Origin of the sequence: Paenibacillus athensensis (assembly GCF_004514475.2) — a bacterium.
Classification (GTDB): Bacteria; Bacillota; Bacilli; order Paenibacillales; family NBRC-103111; genus Paenibacillus_AL; species Paenibacillus_AL athensensis.
The window spans coordinates 451,485-470,606 of the sequence record NZ_MYFO02000002.1 but is presented as its reverse complement, the minus strand read 5'-3'; the positions used below and the strand labels follow the sequence as shown (position 1 = coordinate 470,606).

The 19,122-nt window shown below is 61.1% G+C and carries 16 protein-coding genes and 1 pseudogene; 5 read left to right on the top strand and 12 right to left on the bottom strand.

Annotated elements, in window-relative coordinates; translation table 11 throughout:
* Nucleotides 1–33 precede the first annotated feature (33 nt).
* From asbD to B5M42_RS06010, 9 genes and pseudogenes are all read right to left on the bottom strand, one after another.
* A pseudogene (asbD, locus tag B5M42_RS06050) lies at nucleotides 34–294 on the bottom strand (petrobactin biosynthesis protein AsbD); the annotation flags it as partial.
* The gene (locus B5M42_RS06045) at nucleotides 294–1,559 is read right to left on the bottom strand and encodes an AMP-binding protein (protein ID WP_134752010.1); all 1,266 of its coding nucleotides are present in this window, start codon (nucleotides 1,557–1,559) and stop codon (nucleotides 294–296) included. The pseudogene asbD and the gene B5M42_RS06045, both read right to left, overlap by 1 nt.
* A 63-nt stretch (nucleotides 1,560–1,622) precedes the next feature.
* On the bottom strand, nucleotides 1,623–3,527 hold the full coding sequence (locus tag B5M42_RS06040) for an IucA/IucC family protein (RefSeq protein ID WP_134752008.1): 1,905 nt from the start codon (nucleotides 3,525–3,527) through the stop codon (nucleotides 1,623–1,625).
* 13 nt (nucleotides 3,528–3,540) lie between these two features.
* Nucleotides 3,541–5,331, bottom strand: coding sequence for a lysine N(6)-hydroxylase/L-ornithine N(5)-oxygenase family protein (locus B5M42_RS06035; protein ID WP_230632725.1), 1,791 nt, complete (start codon nucleotides 5,329–5,331; stop codon nucleotides 3,541–3,543).
* Nucleotides 5,324–5,935, bottom strand: a complete 612-nt coding sequence (locus B5M42_RS06030; protein WP_134752006.1) for a GNAT family N-acetyltransferase — start codon at nucleotides 5,933–5,935, stop codon at nucleotides 5,324–5,326. Before B5M42_RS06030 ends, B5M42_RS06035 begins: the two co-directional genes overlap by 8 nt.
* Nucleotides 5,889–8,189 carry an IucA/IucC family protein gene (locus B5M42_RS06025; RefSeq protein ID WP_230632723.1) on the bottom strand — a complete coding sequence of 767 codons (2,301 nt, stop codon included), beginning with the start codon at nucleotides 8,187–8,189 and terminating at the stop codon, nucleotides 5,889–5,891. The genes B5M42_RS06030 and B5M42_RS06025 overlap by 47 nt, the downstream gene beginning before the upstream one ends.
* Nucleotides 8,186–9,721 carry a pyridoxal phosphate-dependent decarboxylase family protein gene (locus B5M42_RS06020; protein WP_134752005.1) on the bottom strand — a complete coding sequence of 512 codons (1,536 nt, stop codon included), beginning with the start codon at nucleotides 9,719–9,721 and terminating at the stop codon, nucleotides 8,186–8,188. Before B5M42_RS06020 ends, B5M42_RS06025 begins: the two co-directional genes overlap by 4 nt.
* A complete protein-coding gene (locus B5M42_RS06015) occupies nucleotides 9,718–11,082 on the bottom strand; it encodes a diaminobutyrate--2-oxoglutarate transaminase (RefSeq protein WP_134752003.1) in 1,365 nt (454 codons plus the stop codon). Before B5M42_RS06015 ends, B5M42_RS06020 begins: the two co-directional genes overlap by 4 nt.
* 388 nt (nucleotides 11,083–11,470) lie before the next feature.
* Nucleotides 11,471–12,472, bottom strand: coding sequence for an ABC transporter substrate-binding protein (locus B5M42_RS06010; protein WP_230632721.1), 1,002 nt, complete (start codon nucleotides 12,470–12,472; stop codon nucleotides 11,471–11,473).
* 226 nt (nucleotides 12,473–12,698) lie between these two features.
* Here B5M42_RS06010 and B5M42_RS06005 point away from each other — a divergent pair, with 226 nt between their 5' ends.
* The 5 genes from B5M42_RS06005 to B5M42_RS05985 all read left to right on the top strand — a co-directional run bounded on the left by B5M42_RS06005 (nucleotide 12,699) and on the right by B5M42_RS05985 (nucleotide 17,278).
* Nucleotides 12,699–13,706, top strand: coding sequence for a FecCD family ABC transporter permease (locus B5M42_RS06005; RefSeq protein ID WP_134752001.1), 1,008 nt, complete (start codon nucleotides 12,699–12,701; stop codon nucleotides 13,704–13,706).
* On the top strand, nucleotides 13,703–14,764 hold the full coding sequence (locus B5M42_RS06000; RefSeq protein WP_134751999.1) for a FecCD family ABC transporter permease: 1,062 nt from the start codon (nucleotides 13,703–13,705) through the stop codon (nucleotides 14,762–14,764). The genes B5M42_RS06005 and B5M42_RS06000 overlap by 4 nt, the downstream gene beginning before the upstream one ends.
* Before the next feature lie 19 nt (nucleotides 14,765–14,783).
* Complete coding sequence (locus B5M42_RS05995; protein ID WP_134751997.1) at nucleotides 14,784–15,713, top strand: ABC transporter ATP-binding protein; 930 nt, start codon at nucleotides 14,784–14,786, stop codon at nucleotides 15,711–15,713.
* A 403-nt stretch (nucleotides 15,714–16,116) separates the two neighbouring features.
* Nucleotides 16,117–16,776 carry a DUF3990 domain-containing protein gene (locus B5M42_RS05990; protein ID WP_167689803.1) on the top strand — a complete coding sequence of 220 codons (660 nt, stop codon included), beginning with the start codon at nucleotides 16,117–16,119 and terminating at the stop codon, nucleotides 16,774–16,776.
* Nucleotides 16,766–17,278 carry a hypothetical protein gene (locus B5M42_RS05985; RefSeq protein WP_134751993.1) on the top strand — a complete coding sequence of 171 codons (513 nt, stop codon included), beginning with the start codon at nucleotides 16,766–16,768 and terminating at the stop codon, nucleotides 17,276–17,278. Before B5M42_RS05990 ends, B5M42_RS05985 begins: the two co-directional genes overlap by 11 nt.
* Nucleotides 17,279–17,561: 283 nt before the next feature.
* Here B5M42_RS05985 and B5M42_RS05980 read toward each other — a convergent pair whose 3' ends face one another.
* Genes B5M42_RS05980 through B5M42_RS05975 form a run of 3 tightly spaced genes read right to left on the bottom strand, consistent with a single transcriptional unit; the run spans nucleotide 17,562 to nucleotide 19,061 of the window.
* Nucleotides 17,562–17,921, bottom strand: a complete 360-nt coding sequence (locus B5M42_RS05980) for a hypothetical protein (RefSeq protein WP_134751991.1) — start codon at nucleotides 17,919–17,921, stop codon at nucleotides 17,562–17,564.
* Between the two features lie 53 nt (nucleotides 17,922–17,974).
* Nucleotides 17,975–18,100, bottom strand: coding sequence for a hypothetical protein (locus B5M42_RS25265; protein ID WP_268999084.1), 126 nt, complete (start codon nucleotides 18,098–18,100; stop codon nucleotides 17,975–17,977).
* Nucleotides 18,072–19,061, bottom strand: a complete 990-nt coding sequence (locus B5M42_RS05975) for a helix-turn-helix transcriptional regulator (RefSeq protein ID WP_134751989.1) — start codon at nucleotides 19,059–19,061, stop codon at nucleotides 18,072–18,074. Before B5M42_RS05975 ends, B5M42_RS25265 begins: the two co-directional genes overlap by 29 nt.
* Nucleotides 19,062–19,122: the final 61 nt, after the last annotated feature.

The following is a 19,122-nucleotide window of genomic DNA, read 5'->3' as shown; positions in this document are numbered from 1 at the left end:
AGCGGGCTGCGTCGGTGCTCCTGTCCCATCTGCAGATGCTTCCAGCGGTTCCAACTGCTCCATGAAATCAAGCAGACTGCCGACGGTTTCCAGCGACTTGGGGTCGAGCTCCTCCTCCGGCACGCGCAAGCGCCACATTTCTTCTATGAATACGAGCAGCTGCATGACCATCACGGAATCCAGATACAGGTCCTGATTCAGCCGCATCGATTCCTCCAGCCGGACAATATGCGCCAGCTTCAGCTTTTCCTGCAGCACGGTCAAGAGCTGCCCGGTCCACATCTCGCGTCTCATCAGACACCCTCCTCCGTTTCCAGCAGCAGGCGGCTGATTTTCCCGTTCGCTGTTTTGCGGATGGTCGGCACGAAGCGAATGTCGGCGGGAACCTTATAGGCCGGGAGCCGGGCCGCGCACCACTCGCGCACCTTAGCGGCCTCCAGCGCGCCTTCGGCAACGATTTGCGCCTTGACGATTTCGCCCATAACCGGATGGCGTCCGCGATACACTACGGCTTCGCGCACCCCGGCCAGCGCAAGCAGCTCCTCCTCTACCTCCAGCGGGTACACCTTCAATCCGGCGGCGTTAATCACATCGTCCAGACGGCTGATGAACTGCAAATGACCGCTATTGACAGCAGCAAAACCGAGATCGCCCGTCCGCACCTCGCGTCCGTCCGGAAGCGTGACGACGATTTCTTCCGGCCGCTCGGCTGCTTCTCCGGCCCGTACCGTCAGATGAGACAACGGTCGGCCCAGATCGACCTGCGAGCCCAAGCAACGGCTCAAGCTGATACAGCCGGTCTCCGAGCAGCCATACTGCTGCATCACCTTGCCGCTTTTCGCGGACAGCCGCTCGAACAGCGAGCCGGGCATGACCGCCCCTGAGCTGAGCAGACGATGAAAGCGTACCAGCTCACTGCTGAAGCCGGAGACAACATGCAGCATCAGCGGCACGCCGTAGACGAGATGCTCGGGCGTATCACGGATGATGCCGAGCGCAAACTTGGGATTTTTGTGCGTGACGACGGTCGGCTCCACGCCTCTGGCCAGCGCAGCCAGCACGCCGCAGATCAAACCGAACGAATGCGTCACGGAAGCGAGCACAATCGGCGAGCAGCTCCCGTCGTCGCCAAGCGCTTCATTATAAGCGGCGATTTCCGCATCGATATCGCGCCAGCTGCGCCGCACCAGCTTAGCCGCGCCAGTCGTGCCCGAGCTGAATTGGTAGATGCACGCTTCCTCCTCGCGCACCGGCTCAACCGGCATCTCCTCGCCCGCCAACGGCTCATTATGCTCGAAGCCGCCGTACACAAGCCGACTGCAGCCGGCGTCCAACGCCAGCTTGCGCGCCGTCTCCAGCGGATTGTCGCCATGCAGCAGCAGGGCGGAGCAGTCGCGCCCGCGCAAAAAACCGAGCAGCGTCACCACGTCCAGCGGCTCGCGCAGGCATAGCGCATAACGCTCGCCGCGGGCGCTTGCGTAAGGCTCCTGCTGCTCCAGCCAACGCCGCCGCCCCTCGAACGTCAGCTTGTCCAGACGCTCTTTATTCACGGTAATCATGGTTTCACCTCCGCAAAAAATCAGCTCGTCAATCGAGCTTGTTTCCAAATTGCCGCCGTAACGCTATCGCCCGGCAGCCGCGCCTAACAGCCGGGCGCGAGCCGCATGCAGCGGATTCGGAACGTCATGCAGCAGCGACTCCGTTTTCGCGTACAAACGCCGTTTGGTCAATTGCTCTACGCGCGTCGTCGCTACAAACAGGTCAAACAGCGCAAACCGCTCGGCCAGCTCCGGGAAGCGGCTCTGGTGGCGCTCCAGCATTTCGGCAGCCAGCTGCCAGAACTGCTCCTCCGGGTAGCTCATCCGGTCGGCCAACGCCAGCGCCAGCTCGCCCAGATTAATGAAGAACAACGCGCCGAGCGTCAGCCCGCGCACAGGCTCAGGGCTATCCGTTTCGAAAAATGCATTTGGCGCCGCATTCCGGTAAATCGGATGCAAGGCAGCAAAATCCGGGCATAGCTCGGGCTCAGCCAAATACGGCCGATAAAACAACACGTCCTCGTGAAAATCCTTCAACGCGACGCGAAACGGCATGCCGCTGCGATGGACGAGCACCATGTTTTGCGCGTGCGCCTCCAGCGCCACGCCGTGCGCAGCAAGTAAATGCACGATCGGCAGGACGCACGTTTTAAACAGCCGTTTCAACCACGTTTCCACGCCGATCGCAACAAGCCAAGGCTCGATGAACAGCGATCCGTCCAGCTCGCGAGCGCACAGCGCGTTAAACGGCACGGCCGCTTCGCCATCCTCCAGATAGCCGTGGATGCTTTCGCGCCAGATGCAGCCAAGCGCCCCTTCAGCGGCCGCGCTGGCCGCGCCGCAGCTGATCGGCTTGCCGACGCTGTCCGGAGCGGCATAGGAAACGCCCGCGTATTCGCCGAGCAAAATCAGCCGCGCTTCTTTTTTCAAATACGGGTCGTTGGCCGCCAATTGCTTGAGCCAACGGGTAATCGGCGGCGCCGTCACAACGAAATGCGGCAGCAAATGACGCGGGCTCGACGTATTGAGCAGCTGCAGCGGCAGCTTGACGTTAGCCTTGCGCGCTTGCGAGCGGTTGGCCAGCGTGCGGATCGACTGCAGCGGCCGATAATCGTCGCGCCCCTGCCCGACCAGCAGCACCTGCTTGGTACGCTGATCCTGGACAAAGGACGTGGCAATCGCTTTGCGCCATTGCCACGGATGCGCCGGGACGAATACGTAATCATCCGGCTCGGCTCCCGCTTCGCGCACGGCGGCGCGAAAGCGGGCCAGCTGCGGCTCGCCGAGCTCCGCCGCCAGCACCTCGTCGTAGCCCCCGTAATCGGGGTCTACGGTGACCAACGTCCGGCTGCGATGCACAGCCAGCCAGACCAGACGCACGGCCGGAGCGAATTCCGGCCCGTAAGCCAGATGATCGGCAAAATCAAAGCCGATCCGCGATTTATAGCACGGGTGATAGGGATGCCCGTCCATCAGTGCGCTTTCCAGTTCGTCATACGGGCGGCCGCGCAGCTCGCCGCCGGCCAGCTCCCGCTCGAACTGGACCAACGTGTCCTTGAGCAGCGTCTGCTCCAGCTCCTCGGTAAACGCGCGCAGCTTGCCCGGATCGGCGTCGAGATCGCCCAGCACCTCGCGGACAAACTGCGCGAGATCGTTTGCCGGCTCCGTCCGCCCGCCGCCCGTGCGCAACACGGGCGCGTCGTCGAGCCGGATGCGGCCGAACGTCAGTCGCCGGCTGCCCCGGCAACTGTACGCGACCGCCGCTCCCCGCTCGTCGTGCCCGCGCAGCGTAAACAACTGCGCTTGCCCGCAAGCCGCCGTTGTCGCAGACGCCGCTGCTGCTTCTCCCGTTGTCGCCGCTTCGACGGCAATAACGCCTTCGTAGATCAACGACTCGATCAGCTGTCGCAGCACGCGCTGCAGCACGCGTCCGCTGACCGGCGAGCGCAACGCTTCGCCGATCAGCCAATCCTCCCCTGTCACATGCACCCACTTGTCCTCCTTAGTTCATCGGCAGCTGATCGCCGCCGACGCCAAACTGCTGGAATACGTTGCGCGACAGCACGGGATATATCGTTTTACCGGCAATGCTGTTAATGATCACGCTGTTGCGGTACGCGCCCAGCCCCAGATCGGGAGCGCCGACGCCGTGCGTATGCAGCTCGCCGTTTTGCACATAAATCCGGTTGTCGCCCCGGCTATGGCCCGTAAAGCTCGCAACGCCTTCACCGGCCGCGCTTTCGCCAACGGCCGCCGCGCTTCGCCTGTCTTGGCCCGTCCCTCCCTGCCAACGGCCGGCAACAGCCGCAGCAGGTGTCCCCGCTGATACCAGCGCTTCCGCTTCGCGCGCGCGACGGCTGGCAGACTCGCTGCGCTCAGTCGTCCCGCTGCCTGCGGCATCCGTCTTGAGCTTCAGCCGATAGTCGGCTTCCACCAGGAAGCGGCCGGCATCGTCAAGCTCCAGCAGCGGGGCCAGCGGCCGGACGCAAGCCGGAATCGGCTGCGCATATCCGGTCGCCAGCACGACGACCTCGCTGTCATGCGTAAATGCACAGCCCGTCTCCAGGTGACGCAAGCTCAAGCGGTAGCCGCCCTCAGGCTTGGCGGCAATGTCCTTCAGCTCGCTGCAAGCGAGCAGCCGCACGTCCGGCGACACCCCGCCAACGCTCGCTTCGTACAGCGCCTCGTAAATATCAGCGATCGTTTTGGCGCTGATCCCTTTATAGAGCAAGTCTTGGCCGGCGCGAATCGCGTCCTTTTTGGCCTGCGGCAAGCTATAGAAGTAGTTCGTATAATCGGGGGAAAAATGCTCCAGCCCCAGCTTCGAATACTCCATCGGAAAAAAGCCCGGCGACCGCGTAAACCAATCAAGCCGATACCCGCGCTCGCCCTGCTCCTTCAGCAACTGGTAAAAGATTTCCGCCGCACTTTGCCCCGAGCCGACAACGGTCACCGAACGGGCCTTGCGGCAGCGCTCCAGCCGTGGCGCAAAATCCGCCGAATGAAACACATCCTCGGCCGGCAGTCCGGCGAATCGCTCGTCAAGGCGCGGCACGCCACCGACGCCCAGTACCAGATGGCGGGCCCGCACGCGGCTCACCCGGCCGCTCGCCTGCTCGCGTATTTCAGCGGCATACACCGTCGAGCCGTCAGCCGCAGCCTCCAAAGCGACCCCCTCCACCTCGCAGCCGAAGCGGCACGACGCCAGCTTTTCGGCCGCCCAGCGGCAGTAAAGATTGTATTCGCTGCGCGGAATATGGAACCGCTCCAAAAAATAAAACGCATACAGCCGACCCATCTCGCGCAAATAATTCAAAAACGTAAACGGATTCGTCGGATCGGCCATCGTCGCCAAATCGGCGAAAAACGGCACCTGCAGCGTCGTTCCGTCGAGCAGCATCCCGGCGTGCCAGTCAAACTGCGGCTTGCGGTCAAAAAACACCGCCGTCAGCTCCGACGTTCGGCTCATCAACGCAGCCAGCCCGAGATTAAACGGCCCGATGCCGACGCCCAGCACGTCGTAAACGCACTCGTCGTCCAGACGTGACTGGTCCAGCTGCCAAGCCTTGTCGCCTGTCCGCAACGCTCCACGAGCTTCGGCAGTCTGTCCGGCACGTTTAACTTCAGCCTTTACGTGACGTTCTACATCATGCTCACCCGTGTGCTCCACTTCATGCTCTACTTCATGCTCCACTTCATGCTCTACTTCATGCTCCACCTGGGGCTCCACATTGCGCGCTGCGCCGTGTTCTCCGGCACATTCGCTGCCCGTCATGCCCATCGGCTCAACCATGCTGCCAGCCCCTTTCCAGATCGCCCCGCTGGCCGATCATCAACGCCGCCGTCTTGTCCGGCAGCACCACTTCCTGCACAAAGTCAAAGCCGCATTTGCGGAAAATATGGCGCATCTTCGCATTGCGCACATCGGGCTCGGCCACAATCCGCGCCGTCGGCTCGTGCAGCAGCAAAAAACGCGTCAGCGCCTGCAATAACGGCAGCGCCAGCCCGCGGCCCAGAAACTCCGGAGGCCCGATCAGCAGATGCACGCCCTGATCGTGCGCATCCGCTTCATAGTAACGGCCGAGCAGATCGTCTTTTGCCCAATACGCCTCAAAATAGCTCATCGGCTCGCCGTCGAGACAACCGATATACAACGTCTGATGCTGATCGGCCAGAAAAGCCTCCAGATGTTCGCGATACTTTTCCCGGGAAATGTTCAGCTTCCAATAAGGAATGACGTGCGGCTCCTGGTGCCAGGCGTACAGACGCTCAAAATCGTCCTCCAGCGACACCGGACGAAACGCAATCGTTTGCCCGAGCGCCGGATGCGTTGTTTGAAACACGTAGCGCTCATCCGCGCGCTGCTGCGACGAGCTGCTGCCGAGGGTCAAAGCCACGGGCGTCAGCCTCCTTTACAAGCGGATTGTCGATCTCTACATACACCGATTGCGCCTCCATCGCCCCGACCAGCTCGTCCATGTCATGCAGCCGGGTGAGCAAATTCGCCTTGCAGGGCAGCGTCGGGTTGTGCAGCAGCGTGTGCAAAAACTGCGACGGTTCGCGATTCATCGGCACAAAATCAGCCAGCGCGGACCGCAATTGTCCGAGCAAGCTCCGTTCGTCAGCCAATCTGGCGCTTCCAAAGCCGTTAATGACGCCAAACATATGATTCATGATCAAATAATAGCGGAACCGCTCGTCGGCCACCGCGTCCTCGCACACCGTCTGGCTGCCTTGCCCGATGCCGGGAAGCAACGCTTCCAGCAGGTTTTGGGTCGAGGTGCAGAAATAATAGCCCTGATTGTCGCGATAATAAAAACGGTGCGGATACCCGTCGGCGTCCACGGTCACGACGCTGTTTTGCTGGTGCGCTTCCAGCGCGATACCGAATTTCATATACAGCCACACCATCGGGCGCAGCGAAATATCGAGATAACGGCTGAACCAGTCCCGGCTCACCTCGTCGGTGGAGCGCCCTTCCTTCGCCGCCAGCCCGCGAATCAATCCGCCAAGCCGCGTCGGGTTGCCCGGCAGCGCGTCCTGCACGAGTCCGGCAACGAGCGTTGCGCCCTCTGCCGCAGCTCCGCGGAACGGATTGGCCCGCAGCACAACCTCAAAGCCCGATTCCTCGCGCCCCTTGGCAGCAAGCGTCAAATAGGCCGGATCGCGCACGATATCAAACGCCGGGAACTCCCGGCACACCTCGCCCACAGCCGTCGCCAGCAGCCGGTCCACCTCGACGCCGCGCTCCAGCTCCTTGAATTTGTTCACGCGCAGCGAATTGGTTACCTTGACTTGCAGCGAAAATTTGTACATAAACCGCGAAGCTTCGCGGTATACCGTGCGCAGAGAAGAAGTCGCCGCGTACGGGCTGCCGCACGGGCCCAAATCGATCAGCCGGCCCTCGGCGATCCATGCCTGGACGAACGGCTCGGCCAGCAGCTTCTCGGCTTGCAACGGATGAACAGGAATAAGCGACCATTCGTCGTCGCCGCAATAACGGGCCACAAACGCGGGATCGGCGAGCGGGTCCTCGCGCAGCTCGCGTTTGACCAGCTCCGTCGCGCTTTCCGGCAGCGTCGAATCCTCGCGGACGAGCTCGCGGGCAGCCCGGAAATAGTGCAGGGCAAAGCTGCCCTTCAGCTCCGGCGAATACAGGGCAAGCTGCTCGTCGGGAATGCCTTGACGGCTTTTGGGCGTCGGATGGATCAAATGACCGAACAGCAGCGACTGCTCAGCGGCGATAAAATCACTCTCCGGGCCGTACAGCTCGTCGGCGTCGCCGCTGCGGGCCGCCACGAACACCTCGATGCTGCGGCAGCTCTGGATCACGCGCAGCAGCAGCTCGTCAGTGCGCACGTCGCCGCCGGCAGCCAGTGCCAGCTCCTTGATAAGCAGCGTCGTCACCGTGACGTAATCGCCCGCTACCCAAGGCCGATCGTCTGCAGCGCGATAATACAGCGGAAATTCGAACAAATGCCGGCCGACTGCCGAACGATGCTTGACCCCGGCCAGCAACGTAATCCCCTGCCGTGACAAATGGCAGCTGGCATAAACCCCTTCCGGGCTCGATACCGGCCAAACGGGAGCAGAACTTGCGCCCGCTGCGTGTGCAGGATGATTGCTCCATGTCGCTTCGGTGCGGGCAGCATCGGCCGCATGCGTGATCGTGTGCAAACGATGCCCCGCTTCTGCGCTTGCCGCTGCGTCGGCGGCGGCTTTTGTCGGTGCCGATGCCTCTGGCGCTGTGCCTGCCGCACTTCCGGCAATTGCACTAGCCGCTGTATCTGGCGCAATTCCGGCCAAAACACCCGCTTCTGCACCCACGGCAGCATCTGTCCCCGCTGCTTGTGCCGCTGTCGAGCCGCTTGTGCGTGGCGCTGAACCTGCAGCGACTCCTTCCGCTGCCGCTGTCACGCCGCTCGTTGTGCCTGGCTCCGTTCCTGCTCCGGCTCCCGACAGATTTGCTGCCGCAGTTCCTGCCGCCGCTCCTGTCACAGCCACATGCCCGGCCGCCGGGCCATCTGCGGCTTCGCCCGCCGCAGCTTCTTCAGCCGGCAGCCACTCCACCGCTGCCGTTTCGCGGATATAGCAGTTCAGAAAGCTCTGCAGCGCCGCTTCCTCGGCAATTTGTCTGGCATCCTTCATCATCTGATCCTCTCCTTTGCATCGCGGAATTCCTGCTCCAGCCCGCTCCCGACCGCCTTGATCTGCTGCAGGACGGCAGTGGTGTGCACGGAGGTCGTGCGCGGATTGAGCAGCGTCATTTTCAAACAAGCCCGGCCGTTCACTTTGGTTCTGGCAATGACCGCCATGCCCTGCGTCAGCAGCCGGTCACGGATGCCCGCCTGCAGCCGGTCGGCCCACGCCTGCGGCTCCTCGTCGAAGGGACAGGTCTGCGGCGCATATCGAAAGACCACCGTGCTAAGCTGCGGCGGCGCCAGCAGCTCGAATGCCGGATCGGCGGCGAGCATCTGCGCCGTCTCGCGCGCTGTATCGATCCCCGCCTCGATCATCGCGCCAAACTCCTTGCGACCGATATGCTGCAAGCTCATATACAGCTTGAGCGCGTCAAATCGCCGCGTCGTTTGCAGCGACTTGGTCACCAGATTCGGAACGCCGTGATCCTCGTCCTCCTCGGGGTTCAAATAGCTTGCCGTAAGCCGGATATAATCAAAGCGCCGCTTGTCGTTCAGCAAAAAAGCGCCGCAGCTGACCGGCTGGAACAGCCATTTATGAAAATCAACCGTCACCGAGTCCGACTCGGCCAGCCCGCGCAGCCGGCCCGCTTCCCGGTCGCTGAGCGCCAGCGCGCCGCCGTATGCGGCGTCTGTATGCAGCCACAACTCATGCCGGCGGGCAATCGCCGCCAGCTCGGGCAGCGGATCGATGCTGCCGCAATCGGTCGTGCCCGCCGTAGCGACCAGCGCAAACGGCAGTTGTCCCTCCTGCTCCAGCCGCACCAGCTCGCGCTCCAGCGCGTCCGGGCGCATCCGGTGGCTGCTGTCGACCTCGACCGGCACCACAGCGTTTTCGCCAAGCCCGAGCTGGGCCACCGACTGACGCACGGTGAAATGCGCGTCCGCCGAGCACAGCACGCGCAGCCGGCCATAGGCCGGCGGCAAGCCGTCCTGCTGCACATTCCAGCCCCATACGCGCCGGGCGTAATGGTCGCGGGCCAGCAGCAGCCCCATGTAGTTCGACAGCGTGCCGCCGCTGGTGAACACGCCGTCGGCGTTTGGCCCCAAGCCGTACAAGCCGCACAGCCATGCGATCACCTGCTCCTCGACGAGCGTGCCGGCCATGCTCTGATCCCACGAATCCATCGACTGGTTCGTGGCCGAGATCAAGAGCTCGGCAGCCAAGGCGATTTGCAGGGGCGGGCAATGCAGGTGTGCGATGCAGGCCGGATGGGCCACAACCGCCGAATGGCGCAGCACCGCCGCTCCGACGCCGTCGAGCAGCTCGCCCAGCGGTATGCCCGATTCCTCCGGGCATACCGGGCGGCTTTGCAGCAGCTCCCGCAGCTGCTGCGGCAACGCTCCGCTATACGGCTTCCAGGAGGAAGCGTACTCGCGGAGCAGCACCTCGGACGTCCGCGCCAGCAAGTCGCGGTACGCCCGCTGGCTCGCCGCGCTTTCTCCGAGAAACGCGGCGTCAAACCCCGGTGCGCGCTCCGTCATCCGCGCACCTCCGCCGCCACGCCGCATACGCGCTCGGCGGCCGTCACCGCATCGCCGAAAATCCCGGCGATGTGGTCCAGCTCAGCCTCCGTCACAATGAGCGGAGGCAGGAAGCGGACGACGCTGCCGTGCCGTCCGCCCAGCTCCAGAATCAGCCCGCGCGTCAGACATTGGCGCTGGATCTCCCGCGCCAGCTCCGGGAACGCGGGGTAGCTGCTCAAGCGGTCGGCGTCGCGCCGCTTGTCGACGATCTCCGCGCCGAGCATCAGCCCCCGGCCGCGTACCTCGCCGATGCAGCCGGTGCCCCGCTGCACCTGGCGCAGCAGCGCGAGCAGCCGCTCCCCGGCGACGGCGGCGTGGCGGTCCAGCCGCAGCTCGCAGATCGTCTGCAGCGTCGCCGTCCCGGCAGCCATCGCCAGCTGATTGCCGCGGAACGTGCCCGCGTGCGCGCCCGGCTGCCACACATCGAGCGACTCGTCGTAGACGACGACCGACAGCGGCAAGCCGCCGCCAAGCGCCTTCGAGAGAATCAGCACATCGGGCATAATGCCCGAGCGCTCGAAGGCGAACATCGAGCCGGTCCGGCCAAAGCCGGTCTGCACCTCGTCGACGAGCAGCGGAATGCCCCGCTCACGCGTCGCCGCCCTCAGTCGGCGCAGCCACTCGTCTGGCGCGGGAATAACGCCGCCCTCGCCCTGCACAACCTCCAGAATCAGACCTGCGGGAGTAACCACGCCGCTTTCGGGATCGTCAAGCAGCCGCTCGATATAATGCCCGCCAATGCGTACGCCCTCCTCGCCGCCTACGCCAAATGGACAGCGGTACGCATACGGATAAGGCAAAAACTGTACCTCCGCCATCAATCCAGCGACCTGCTGCTTGGGCTGCAGATTGCCCGTCAGGCTTAGCGCTCCGTTCGTCATGCCGTGATAACCGCCCTGAAAACTGAGCATGGACCGGCGGCCCGTCGCCGTCTTGACCAGCTTGACTGCGGCTTCGACGGCGTCTGCTCCGGTCGGTCCGCAGAACTGGATTTTGGCCCGGCGGGCGAAGTCCTCCGGCAGCAGCGCAAACAATTCATCAACAAACCGCTCCTTGACCGGCGTCGTCAAATCAAGCGTATGTAAAGGCAAGCCGCTCGCCAGCACGCGCTGCATCGCCTCCAGCACAGCCGGATGATTATGGCCGAGCGCAAGCGTGCCTGCGCCGGATAAACAGTCGTAATAGCTGTTTCCGTCGGCGTCCTTGACGCGAATGCCGTGCGCTTCGACGAGCGCCAGCGGAAGCTTGCGCGGATACGTGCGCGCATTCGATTCGCGCCGCTCCTGACTTTGCAGATAAAGCGCGTTGCCCTTGGTCATAAACGCTATCTCCCTTCCATTTCCCCCAGTATCGCGAATTTATTGTTATTTTTGGACACGCCCATTGTAAATGATAATCATTATCAGTTCAATAGCAAAAAGATCGCCAAATTATGAATGAATTGTGAACAAACGTTAAAAAAATGAAGTTTTGGAGAAGTTTTGTGAAAAAATCATGGAGGCAAACAAGCATCCGACCTGCGCGCTTGCCTGCGCCGAGCCGGTGAGAAGGAGGAAATCGGGGGGATGCTTCAGGATAGCGGTGACATTCGATCCAGTCGGAAAAAAACGCCATTCCGTTTGCAAGCCAAGCGAAAGGCGCCATTAAAGGCGAAGCAGTAAAAAAGCTGCCGCTTCCGAAGAAGACGGCAGCCCCGCGTCCATCGTTTTATTGAATTTCAAAAAACTTGTACAAATCGTTCAGCATATGGTTAGCCCCTTGAATGCCGCCGGACATATTCCAGAACACTTCATCCACTTGGAATACTTTGTTCGCCTTGACGACGCTCAGGTTTTTCCACAGCTCATTGGAGGTCCACTCCTGATAAGTAGTTTTCGCTTTTTCCTCGTTGGAGGCAATGAAATAGAACATCACGTCGCCGTCCATTTCAGGAATTTGCTCAAGCGTCAGGTTTTGCACCACTTTATCGGTATTTTTTTGCTTGTCGGGGCGGTCCAGACCGACCTCTTTAATTATCGTGCCCGGGAAGCCCTGATAGTAAATGCGCGCTTCAGTCGGCTGGAAGCGGACAATCGACACCTTCGTTGCCAGCTTGTCGCCCATTTTGGATTTGAAATCGGCTACGCGTTTGTCCCAATCGCCGAGGATTTGCTTTTCCTTATCCTCCAGATTCAGCGCCTTGGCGTACAGAATCAGGTTTTCCTTCCACGTCGTACCTACGGTTTCCGTCATCACCGTCGGCGCGATTGCCTTGAGCTGCTCGTAGATTTTTTCATGACGAATTTTGCTGCCCAGAATCAGATCCGGCTGCAGCTTGGCGATTTCCTCCAGATTCGGCTGCGTCTCTTCACCGACCATCACAACGCCGTCCATGTCGGCTTTCAGAAAATCGTACCAGTCCGGGTTACCGACCCAGTGGCGGACTGCGCCTACTGGCTTGATGCCCAGAGCAATCGTTGTATCAGAACCGTCATTCGTCAAAACAACAACGCGTTTCGGCGTGCCGGTAATTTCCGTTGTACCCATCGCATGCTCGATCACGCGCGGCTTATCGGCAGCAGGAGCCGCAGACGCTTCGGTCGTCGGCGCGGCCGTTGCGGACGGCGATGCCTCCGGTGCGGATGAGCAGGCGCTTACGAGCAGGAGAACGGCCAGCAGCAAAAAGCCGATCATCCCTTTTTTGTTCATGAATCCGGTAAAAGCTTGCATATGTATGAAACCCTCCTTTTATCTATGATAATGATTTTCATTATCGATTGTATTGTAGGGGGCATGGAACGTTTTGTCAATAGTTCATTTGAGAATGATTATCAAATTCATTGACACAAAGACTGTTTTTCTCTAAACTGAACAACGTAGCCACCCGTCTGCAGGCTTGGCCCAGTCTGGTCTGGCATCGCTTGATCCCCAATTTTTCGCAAGGAGTTTACTATCGATGACCCCGTTGATTCGCTCTTCCGTGTTCAAGGCGTCCTTACTCGTCCTCGGCGTATTGCTGCTGCTCGTTTCGGTCTGCATCAGCATCGTTTACGGATATACGCAAACGAGCTGGAGTACCGCTTTGAACGCTTTGCTTCAATATGACGGCAGTCAAGCGCATGTTGTAATCCGCACGACGCGCGTGCCGCGTGCGCTGATCGCCGCTGCTGTCGGCGCCTGCCTCGCCGTGGCCGGCGCGCTGATGCAGTCGCTGACCAAAAACAAGCTGGCTTCGCCCGGCTTGTTCGGCATCAATGCCGGCGCAGCGTTTTGCCTCGTGCTCGTCGTTGTGCTGCTGCCGGCGGCAACGGTGCAGCAATCGGCCGGCATCGCCTTTGCCGGCGCGGCCCTCAGCGCGCTGTTCATCTATGCGCTCGGCTCGCTTGGCCGCGAAGGAATGACGCCGATCAAGCTCACGCTCGCCGGTACAGCCATCACCGCGCTGTTCGTTTCGCTGACGCAAGGGATGCTGGTGCTGAATCAGCGCGCGCTCGGCGAGGTGATGTTCTGGCTGGCCGGCTCGGTCGCCGGTCGCAAGCTCGACCTGCTGCAGGGCATGCTGCCCTACCTCGGCGCCGGCCTCTTGCTGGCTGCGCTGCTCGCCGGACCGCTGAACACGCTGATGATGGGCGACGACGTCGCGCGTGGACTCGGCCAGCGAATTGCGCTGGTCAAGCTCGGTGCGGTGCTGGCGACGATTCTGCTGGCCGGCGGCGCTGTGGCCGTAGCCGGTCCCGTGCAGTTCGTCGGGCTCGTCGTGCCGAACCTCGCGCGCCTGCTCGTCGGTACCGACCACCGCTGGACGCTGCCGTTCTCGGCGCTGCTCGGCGCGGTGCTGCTGATCCTCGCCGACGTGGCCTGCCGCTTCATCGCCTTTCCCGAGGAGGTCCCCGTCGGGGCGATGACCGCGCTGATCGGCGTGCCGTTCCTCATCGCCATCGTCCGCAAGGGGGTAGTCAAATGAACAAGCGCTATTGGACATGGAGGCTCGGAAGGTTCTCCTTTCTGCTGGAGCGCCGCGCGATGCGGGTCGTTGTGTGGCTGGTCGCGCTCGTCGCTGTCGTCTTTCTGGTCAGCGCCGGCACCGGATCGACGCTGATCGCGCCCTGGAATGTGATCAAAGCCCTGTTCGGACAAGGCTCCAAGGGCGACCATCTCGTATTGTATTCCTTCCGGCTGCCGCGCCTGGTCATCGGCCTGCTGGTCGGCTCCTCGCTGGCTGTCTCCGGCGCGATTCTGCAAGGCATGATCCGCAATCCGCTGGCATCGCCGGATATGCTCGGCGTCACCGGCGGCGCTACGGCAGCAGCGGTCGGCTTCCTCGCTTTTTTCACGCGCGAGGACTTGAGCTACTCGCTGTCCGTCAGCATCGCCTGGCTGCCGCCGGCCGCCTTTTGCGGCGCGCTGCTCGTCGGGCTGGCCGTGTACGCGCTCGCCTGGAAGCGTGGCATTACGCCGCTGCGGCTTGTGCTGATCGGCATCGGCGTCGCCGCGGGCATGAGCTCGCTAACAACGATGCTGCTGGTCAAAAGCCCCAGCGTTTACGCCGCCAACGAAGCGTACATCTGGATGACCGGCAGCATCTACTCGTCGACGTGGACGAAGGTCCGGCTTTTGCTGCCGTGGACAGCCGTGCTGCTGCCGGCGGCCTTCCTTCTGGCGCGCCGGCTGAACGTGCACCGGCTTGGCGACGATACCGCCGTCAGCGTTGGCGGCGCGCTGGAGCGCGAGCGGCTGTGGATGCTGCTCGTCAGCATCGGGCTGGCCGGCTCAGCCGTCGCCTTTGCCGGCGGCATTGGCTTCGTCGGCCTGATGGCGCCGCATATCGCGCGCAGGCTCGTTGGCGGCGCGCACGGCGGGCTGCTGCCGGCATCGGCCTGCATCGGCGCCGTGCTGGTTATGCTCGCCGATCTGCTCGGCCGCACGGCGTTCCCGCCGTTTGACGTGCCTTGCGGCGTTTTTATCGCCACCGTCGGCGCGCCGTATTTTATCTACCTGCTGTATCGCAACCGTCACCAGTAGAAGAAAGGATGGAGCTCGCGTGATTACATTGGAAGCCAAGGATTTGACGCTCGCCTATGGAGAGAGCTTTGTTTACGACAAGCTGAACGTCTCGATACCGGAGGGGAAAATTACGGTGTTTATCGGAGCCAACGGCTGCGGCAAATCGACGCTGCTGCGGGCTTTGGCCCGCCTGCTGAAGCCGTCCGGCGGCTCCGTGCTGCTAAGCGGCCGGGACATCGCCAAGCTGCCGACCAAGGAGATTGCCAAGCAGCTGTCGATTTTGCCGCAAGGGCCGGTTGCTCCTGAAGGACTCAGCGTCCTGCAGCTCGTCAAGCAGGGCCGCTTCCCTTATCAGAGCTGGGCGCGGCAGTGGTCGGCAGAAGACGAACGCATGGTGCTGGAGGCGCTTGAAGCTACGCGGCTGACCGCGTGGGCCGACCATCCGGTAGACGCTTTGTCCGGCGGCCAGCGCCAGCGGGCCTGGATCGCGATGACGCTGGCTCAGGGAACGGACGCGCTGCTGCTCGATGAGCCGACGACCTACCTCGATATGGCGCATCAGATTGAAGTACTCGATCTCTTGTACGAGCTGAATCAGCGGCACGGACGCACCGTCGTTATGGTGCTGCACGATATCAATCTTGCCTGCCGTTACGCCCATCATATCGTCGCGATCAAAGACAAGCGCATTGCCGCCGAGGGGCCGCCGGAGGATATCGTCACCGCCGAAATGGTGGAGTCGGTTTTTCAGCTCAAATGCCAAATGATCGTCGATCCGCTGCTCGGTACGCCGCTATGCATCCCTTACGGCAAGGGACGCGGTCCCGGGAGCGGGGCGTCCGACGCATCCGGCTCGTCCGGCGAGGCTGCAGGCTTTGGCGCCAAGAACGGCCGGGACCATCCGGCGGCAACCGGACCGGGCAACCAGCCGGAAACGGCGCGCCAGCGTCTGCCGCTGCAAGCGTGAACCGGCAGGCCGTGCGCTTCGGCTGAAGCGAACGACCGGATGGCCGGCGCTTCGGCTTCCCTTGGAGACAGCAAAAAGCTTCGCCACCGCAGAAGGGTGGGAAGCTTTTTTTCGTTCGGGACCGCAGCTCCTTTTTCATCCAAAGCTTTCCCTGAAGGCGGACAGGCGTTGCATGAAGAAATTTCTGGCGCAATCCGACTGTATGTTTTATACTTAAATTGTATTTTTTGTATAAAAATTATTTACGCTTTCTGGTCTCCTGCAAGCATTCTCACGAAAAGGTAAGAAATTCCCATCGTCTTGCTCGCCAAGCTCGCTTTTGAGCAGGCTGCAGCGATCTATCGGGTAAAATGACGTTCGAATGACCGGATATATGTATGATATGATAGAGGTGGACTCCCTTTTGAATAATAAATATGTTCAGCTTCATAATGGTTTGAACGGGCCGTTCATTTTCCCCCGCTATGTGTATCACGCGACCGTTGCCAGCTGTATCGCTCCATTGAAGGAGCGTCTGCTCAGCCGTGCCTATTGGCGTGCGACCGACCGTGATTTTGGACCTGCTTTTTACACCACGATCAGCTTTGAGCAAGCTGCGAGCTGGGCAAGCAAGGCGGAGGAGAAGCAAATCGGCGAAATCGGATGCATTGTCAAAATTCAATGCTTCCCGGAACGGTATTCCGGCTTCAACAATGTTCTAGCATTCTTGGGCGACACGAATCCCTTGTGGACGCAGTTTATTGTCGACCACCGCTACGAATGCGACGAACGCGGGAGCGATCCTTGCGGTCCGGCGCATCCGGCTATTGTCATCGGTCAGATGGCCGATAACAAAATGGATATCGTCAAGGATGAATATGACCGCAACCAAACACAAATAATGGATAAATATTCGTTTTTTTATGAACGCATGACCCGAGACAAACACGGGCGCCGCTTGGACGCGCTGCAGCTCGGCAACCAAATCGCCTTTTGCGACGAAGGAATGAACGAACTCTTATCCTTAATCAGCTACTTTACGTACGATGAGAACCGAGAGGAGTGGGTAGAGCATGATGCATAGCACATTGGACCGATTTGAAGAAATCATCCTCCGTCATCTGCACAACCTGTGTGGCAAGGAGCTGGCCGAGCGCATAATGAACGTGTATCTGCCGGTCATCCGCGAGCTGCAGGACGATCACGATGCAGCCAAAGTGCAAGCCGAACGAATCTATAAGGCCCATAAGGACGGCATCCGGCCGGAAGCTTGGATCGAACATATCCGCAAAACCCGGCAAAAATACAGCAGCAAGCTCGCATCGCCCACGATGCCTGCCGCAAAAGCCGCTATTACGGTCACTGTGGTCAATGGCGCTTCTCCGGCCATTCGCAGCAACCCGCCGGCTACTCTGGTTAATCTGGCGCGGCAAAAAGCCGCCAAGCAAAGGAAACAAGCTGCCAAACAGCCGCTTCGCAGAGATTCGGCAACCGGCAGATTCCTTCCCAGAGAAAGCTCGTCTGTCGGCGACGCCGGACCTGCAGAGCCGATCAGAGGGTCCCGCAAGGTAAAGCCTGTCCAGTAGCTTGGCCCGTTTGCCAAGCAACACGCCTCTCTATGCCGGAAGCAGCAGGTTCACTACCCTTACCGCTCCACCCTATGCAAGAGCAAAGCGCCCGCCTGTGCGATGAGCACGAGCGAACGCTTTTTTTGACTTTGCCGCAAGCTGTCGTTCGGGTGAACGACCGCATTGGCGCGTAATTTACAAGGAGACGGGTTTATTGAAAAAATTCAGGTTAATCGTCGCTGCTCTTGCCCTTCTCGGTGTCGGCACAGTGCTCGGCTGGAAGTTTCAAAGCGGCAGCGGCTCAGATTCGCTCGTTGTCGCGGACGACCGGCTTGCTGCGCACCGCAAGCCAGCCGCCGACAGCGGCTGCTGCAATAGGCAGCAGCTGTACCCAGCTTAGCGCTGCGGACTTGGCCGTATAAAGCGCCCATACGATCATCACCGCGCCGACAATCGCTGCCGTTACGATTCGAAAACGCTGCGTAACCCGTGCCGCTGCAAACCCGCCGATACCGGCCGAGACGACCAGCGTCAGCACGCCGGCGAGCGGCGTGCCGGCCAACCCGAGCAACCCCCACCCCCAGCTGAACACAAGGATCAACACAACGCCGATTATATATCCCGCCAGTACGGCTTTACCGCTTCTAATCCAATCTGCCACCGCTAAGCTCCCCTGTTTTCTTTCAATAGATGGTTTTGCGTAAAATCCCCGGCTCACTCGCCTTGGCTGCCGCTGCCCGCAGCGCGGACAACGTCCGTCGGCTTGCTTTGCTCCAGCGCAGCAGGCAGCGCATCTTCAAGCCTCACTGATCTACGCGTTCGCTGGACCTCGGTGTGCATCCGCTGGCTCCCCCGTACCGTACAACGCCGCGACACTTAGTGCCGCAGCCCGCAGCCCCTCCCGCAGCTCCGCAGGCTCCAGCACCTCCACCCTGTTGCCAAGACTCAGCATCGCAGCGAGCGCTGCATCGTAAGAGCGGAACTCCAGCTCTGACGTCAGCCAGCCGTCAAGCTCGCAGACGGTGGCATGCAGCCGGGCTTTTTGCCCAGGAGGCAGCAAGCTGAACGCTTCCTCGCGTAGCCGGGCCTTCAACCGATACGCCAGCCGTCCGTTGACATACGCGGTGCTGGCACGCTCCCAATACGCCGACAGATCAAAATCGTCAGGCCGCTGGAAGGTATCCTCCAGCAGCTCCGCCTCCTCTAGCCGCGATACGCGAAAAAACGCCAGCTCCCCCTCCAGTCCGGCAACAAAATACCACACATTTCTTTTGGCCACCAGACCCAAGGGTTCGACGATCCCTTCGTACGGTCCCCGCGGCAGCGGATACTTCATCCATAGCTTGCGGCAGCTCCAGACCGCCTCTTGTACCGTCGCCAAAAACGGATACGACTCCAGCGCCTTAAACCAGGCATTGCCGTCGATATGCAGCCGATTCTGCAGTTCCCCGGCATAATGACGCAAATGAGCGGGCGACGACGCCACCAGCTTCTGATAGGCCAGATCGAAATCCGGGCCAATGCCCAAGTCGCGTAAAAGGCTCGACGGCTTGTTCAGCAGCAGCGCCATCACCTCTTGCGGGCGCAACCCCGTCAGCTTCGTGCGGTAGCCCTCCGTCATCGTCCAGCCTCCATGCGGACCGCGCTCGGCATAAACCGGAATACCCGCTGCGCTCAGCGCCTCCATATCGCGACATACCGTGCGCGGCGTGACCTCCAGTCGGGCAGCCAGCTCGCGGGTCGTCATTTTGCCGTGATTTTGCAGCAACAGCAGCAGGCTTAGCAGTCGGTCCGCCTTCACTTGCCATCCCTCCTCTTGCTCGTATTTTTATTGTATATGACAATTGATGTCTTATACAAGC

Bases quoted from the DNA above. Each gene is read 5' to 3' on its own strand.
- B5M42_RS25265 (WP_268999084.1), bottom strand. From the start codon at position 18,100: ATGCACACCGAGGTCCAGCGAACGCGTAGATCAGTGAGGCTTGAAGAT.
- B5M42_RS06020 (WP_134752005.1), bottom strand. From the start codon at position 9,721: ATGACGGAGCGCGCACCGGGGTTTGACGCCGCGTTTCTCGGAGAAAGC.
- B5M42_RS06005 (WP_134752001.1), top strand. From the start codon at position 12,699: ATGACCCCGTTGATTCGCTCTTCCGTGTTCAAGGCGTCCTTACTCGTC.
- B5M42_RS06025 (WP_230632723.1), bottom strand. From the start codon at position 8,189: ATGATGAAGGATGCCAGACAAATTGCCGAGGAAGCGGCGCTGCAGAGC.
- B5M42_RS06045 (WP_134752010.1), bottom strand. From the start codon at position 1,559: ATGATTACCGTGAATAAAGAGCGTCTGGACAAGCTGACGTTCGAGGGG.
- B5M42_RS06035 (WP_230632725.1), bottom strand. From the start codon at position 5,331: ATGGTTGAGCCGATGGGCATGACGGGCAGCGAATGTGCCGGAGAACAC.
- B5M42_RS06010 (WP_230632721.1), bottom strand. From the start codon at position 12,472: ATGCAAGCTTTTACCGGATTCATGAACAAAAAAGGGATGATCGGCTTT.
- B5M42_RS05985 (WP_134751993.1), top strand. From the start codon at position 16,766: ATGATGCATAGCACATTGGACCGATTTGAAGAAATCATCCTCCGTCAT.
- B5M42_RS06000 (WP_134751999.1), top strand. From the start codon at position 13,703: ATGAACAAGCGCTATTGGACATGGAGGCTCGGAAGGTTCTCCTTTCTG.
- B5M42_RS06015 (WP_134752003.1), bottom strand. From the start codon at position 11,082: ATGACCAAGGGCAACGCGCTTTATCTGCAAAGTCAGGAGCGGCGCGAA.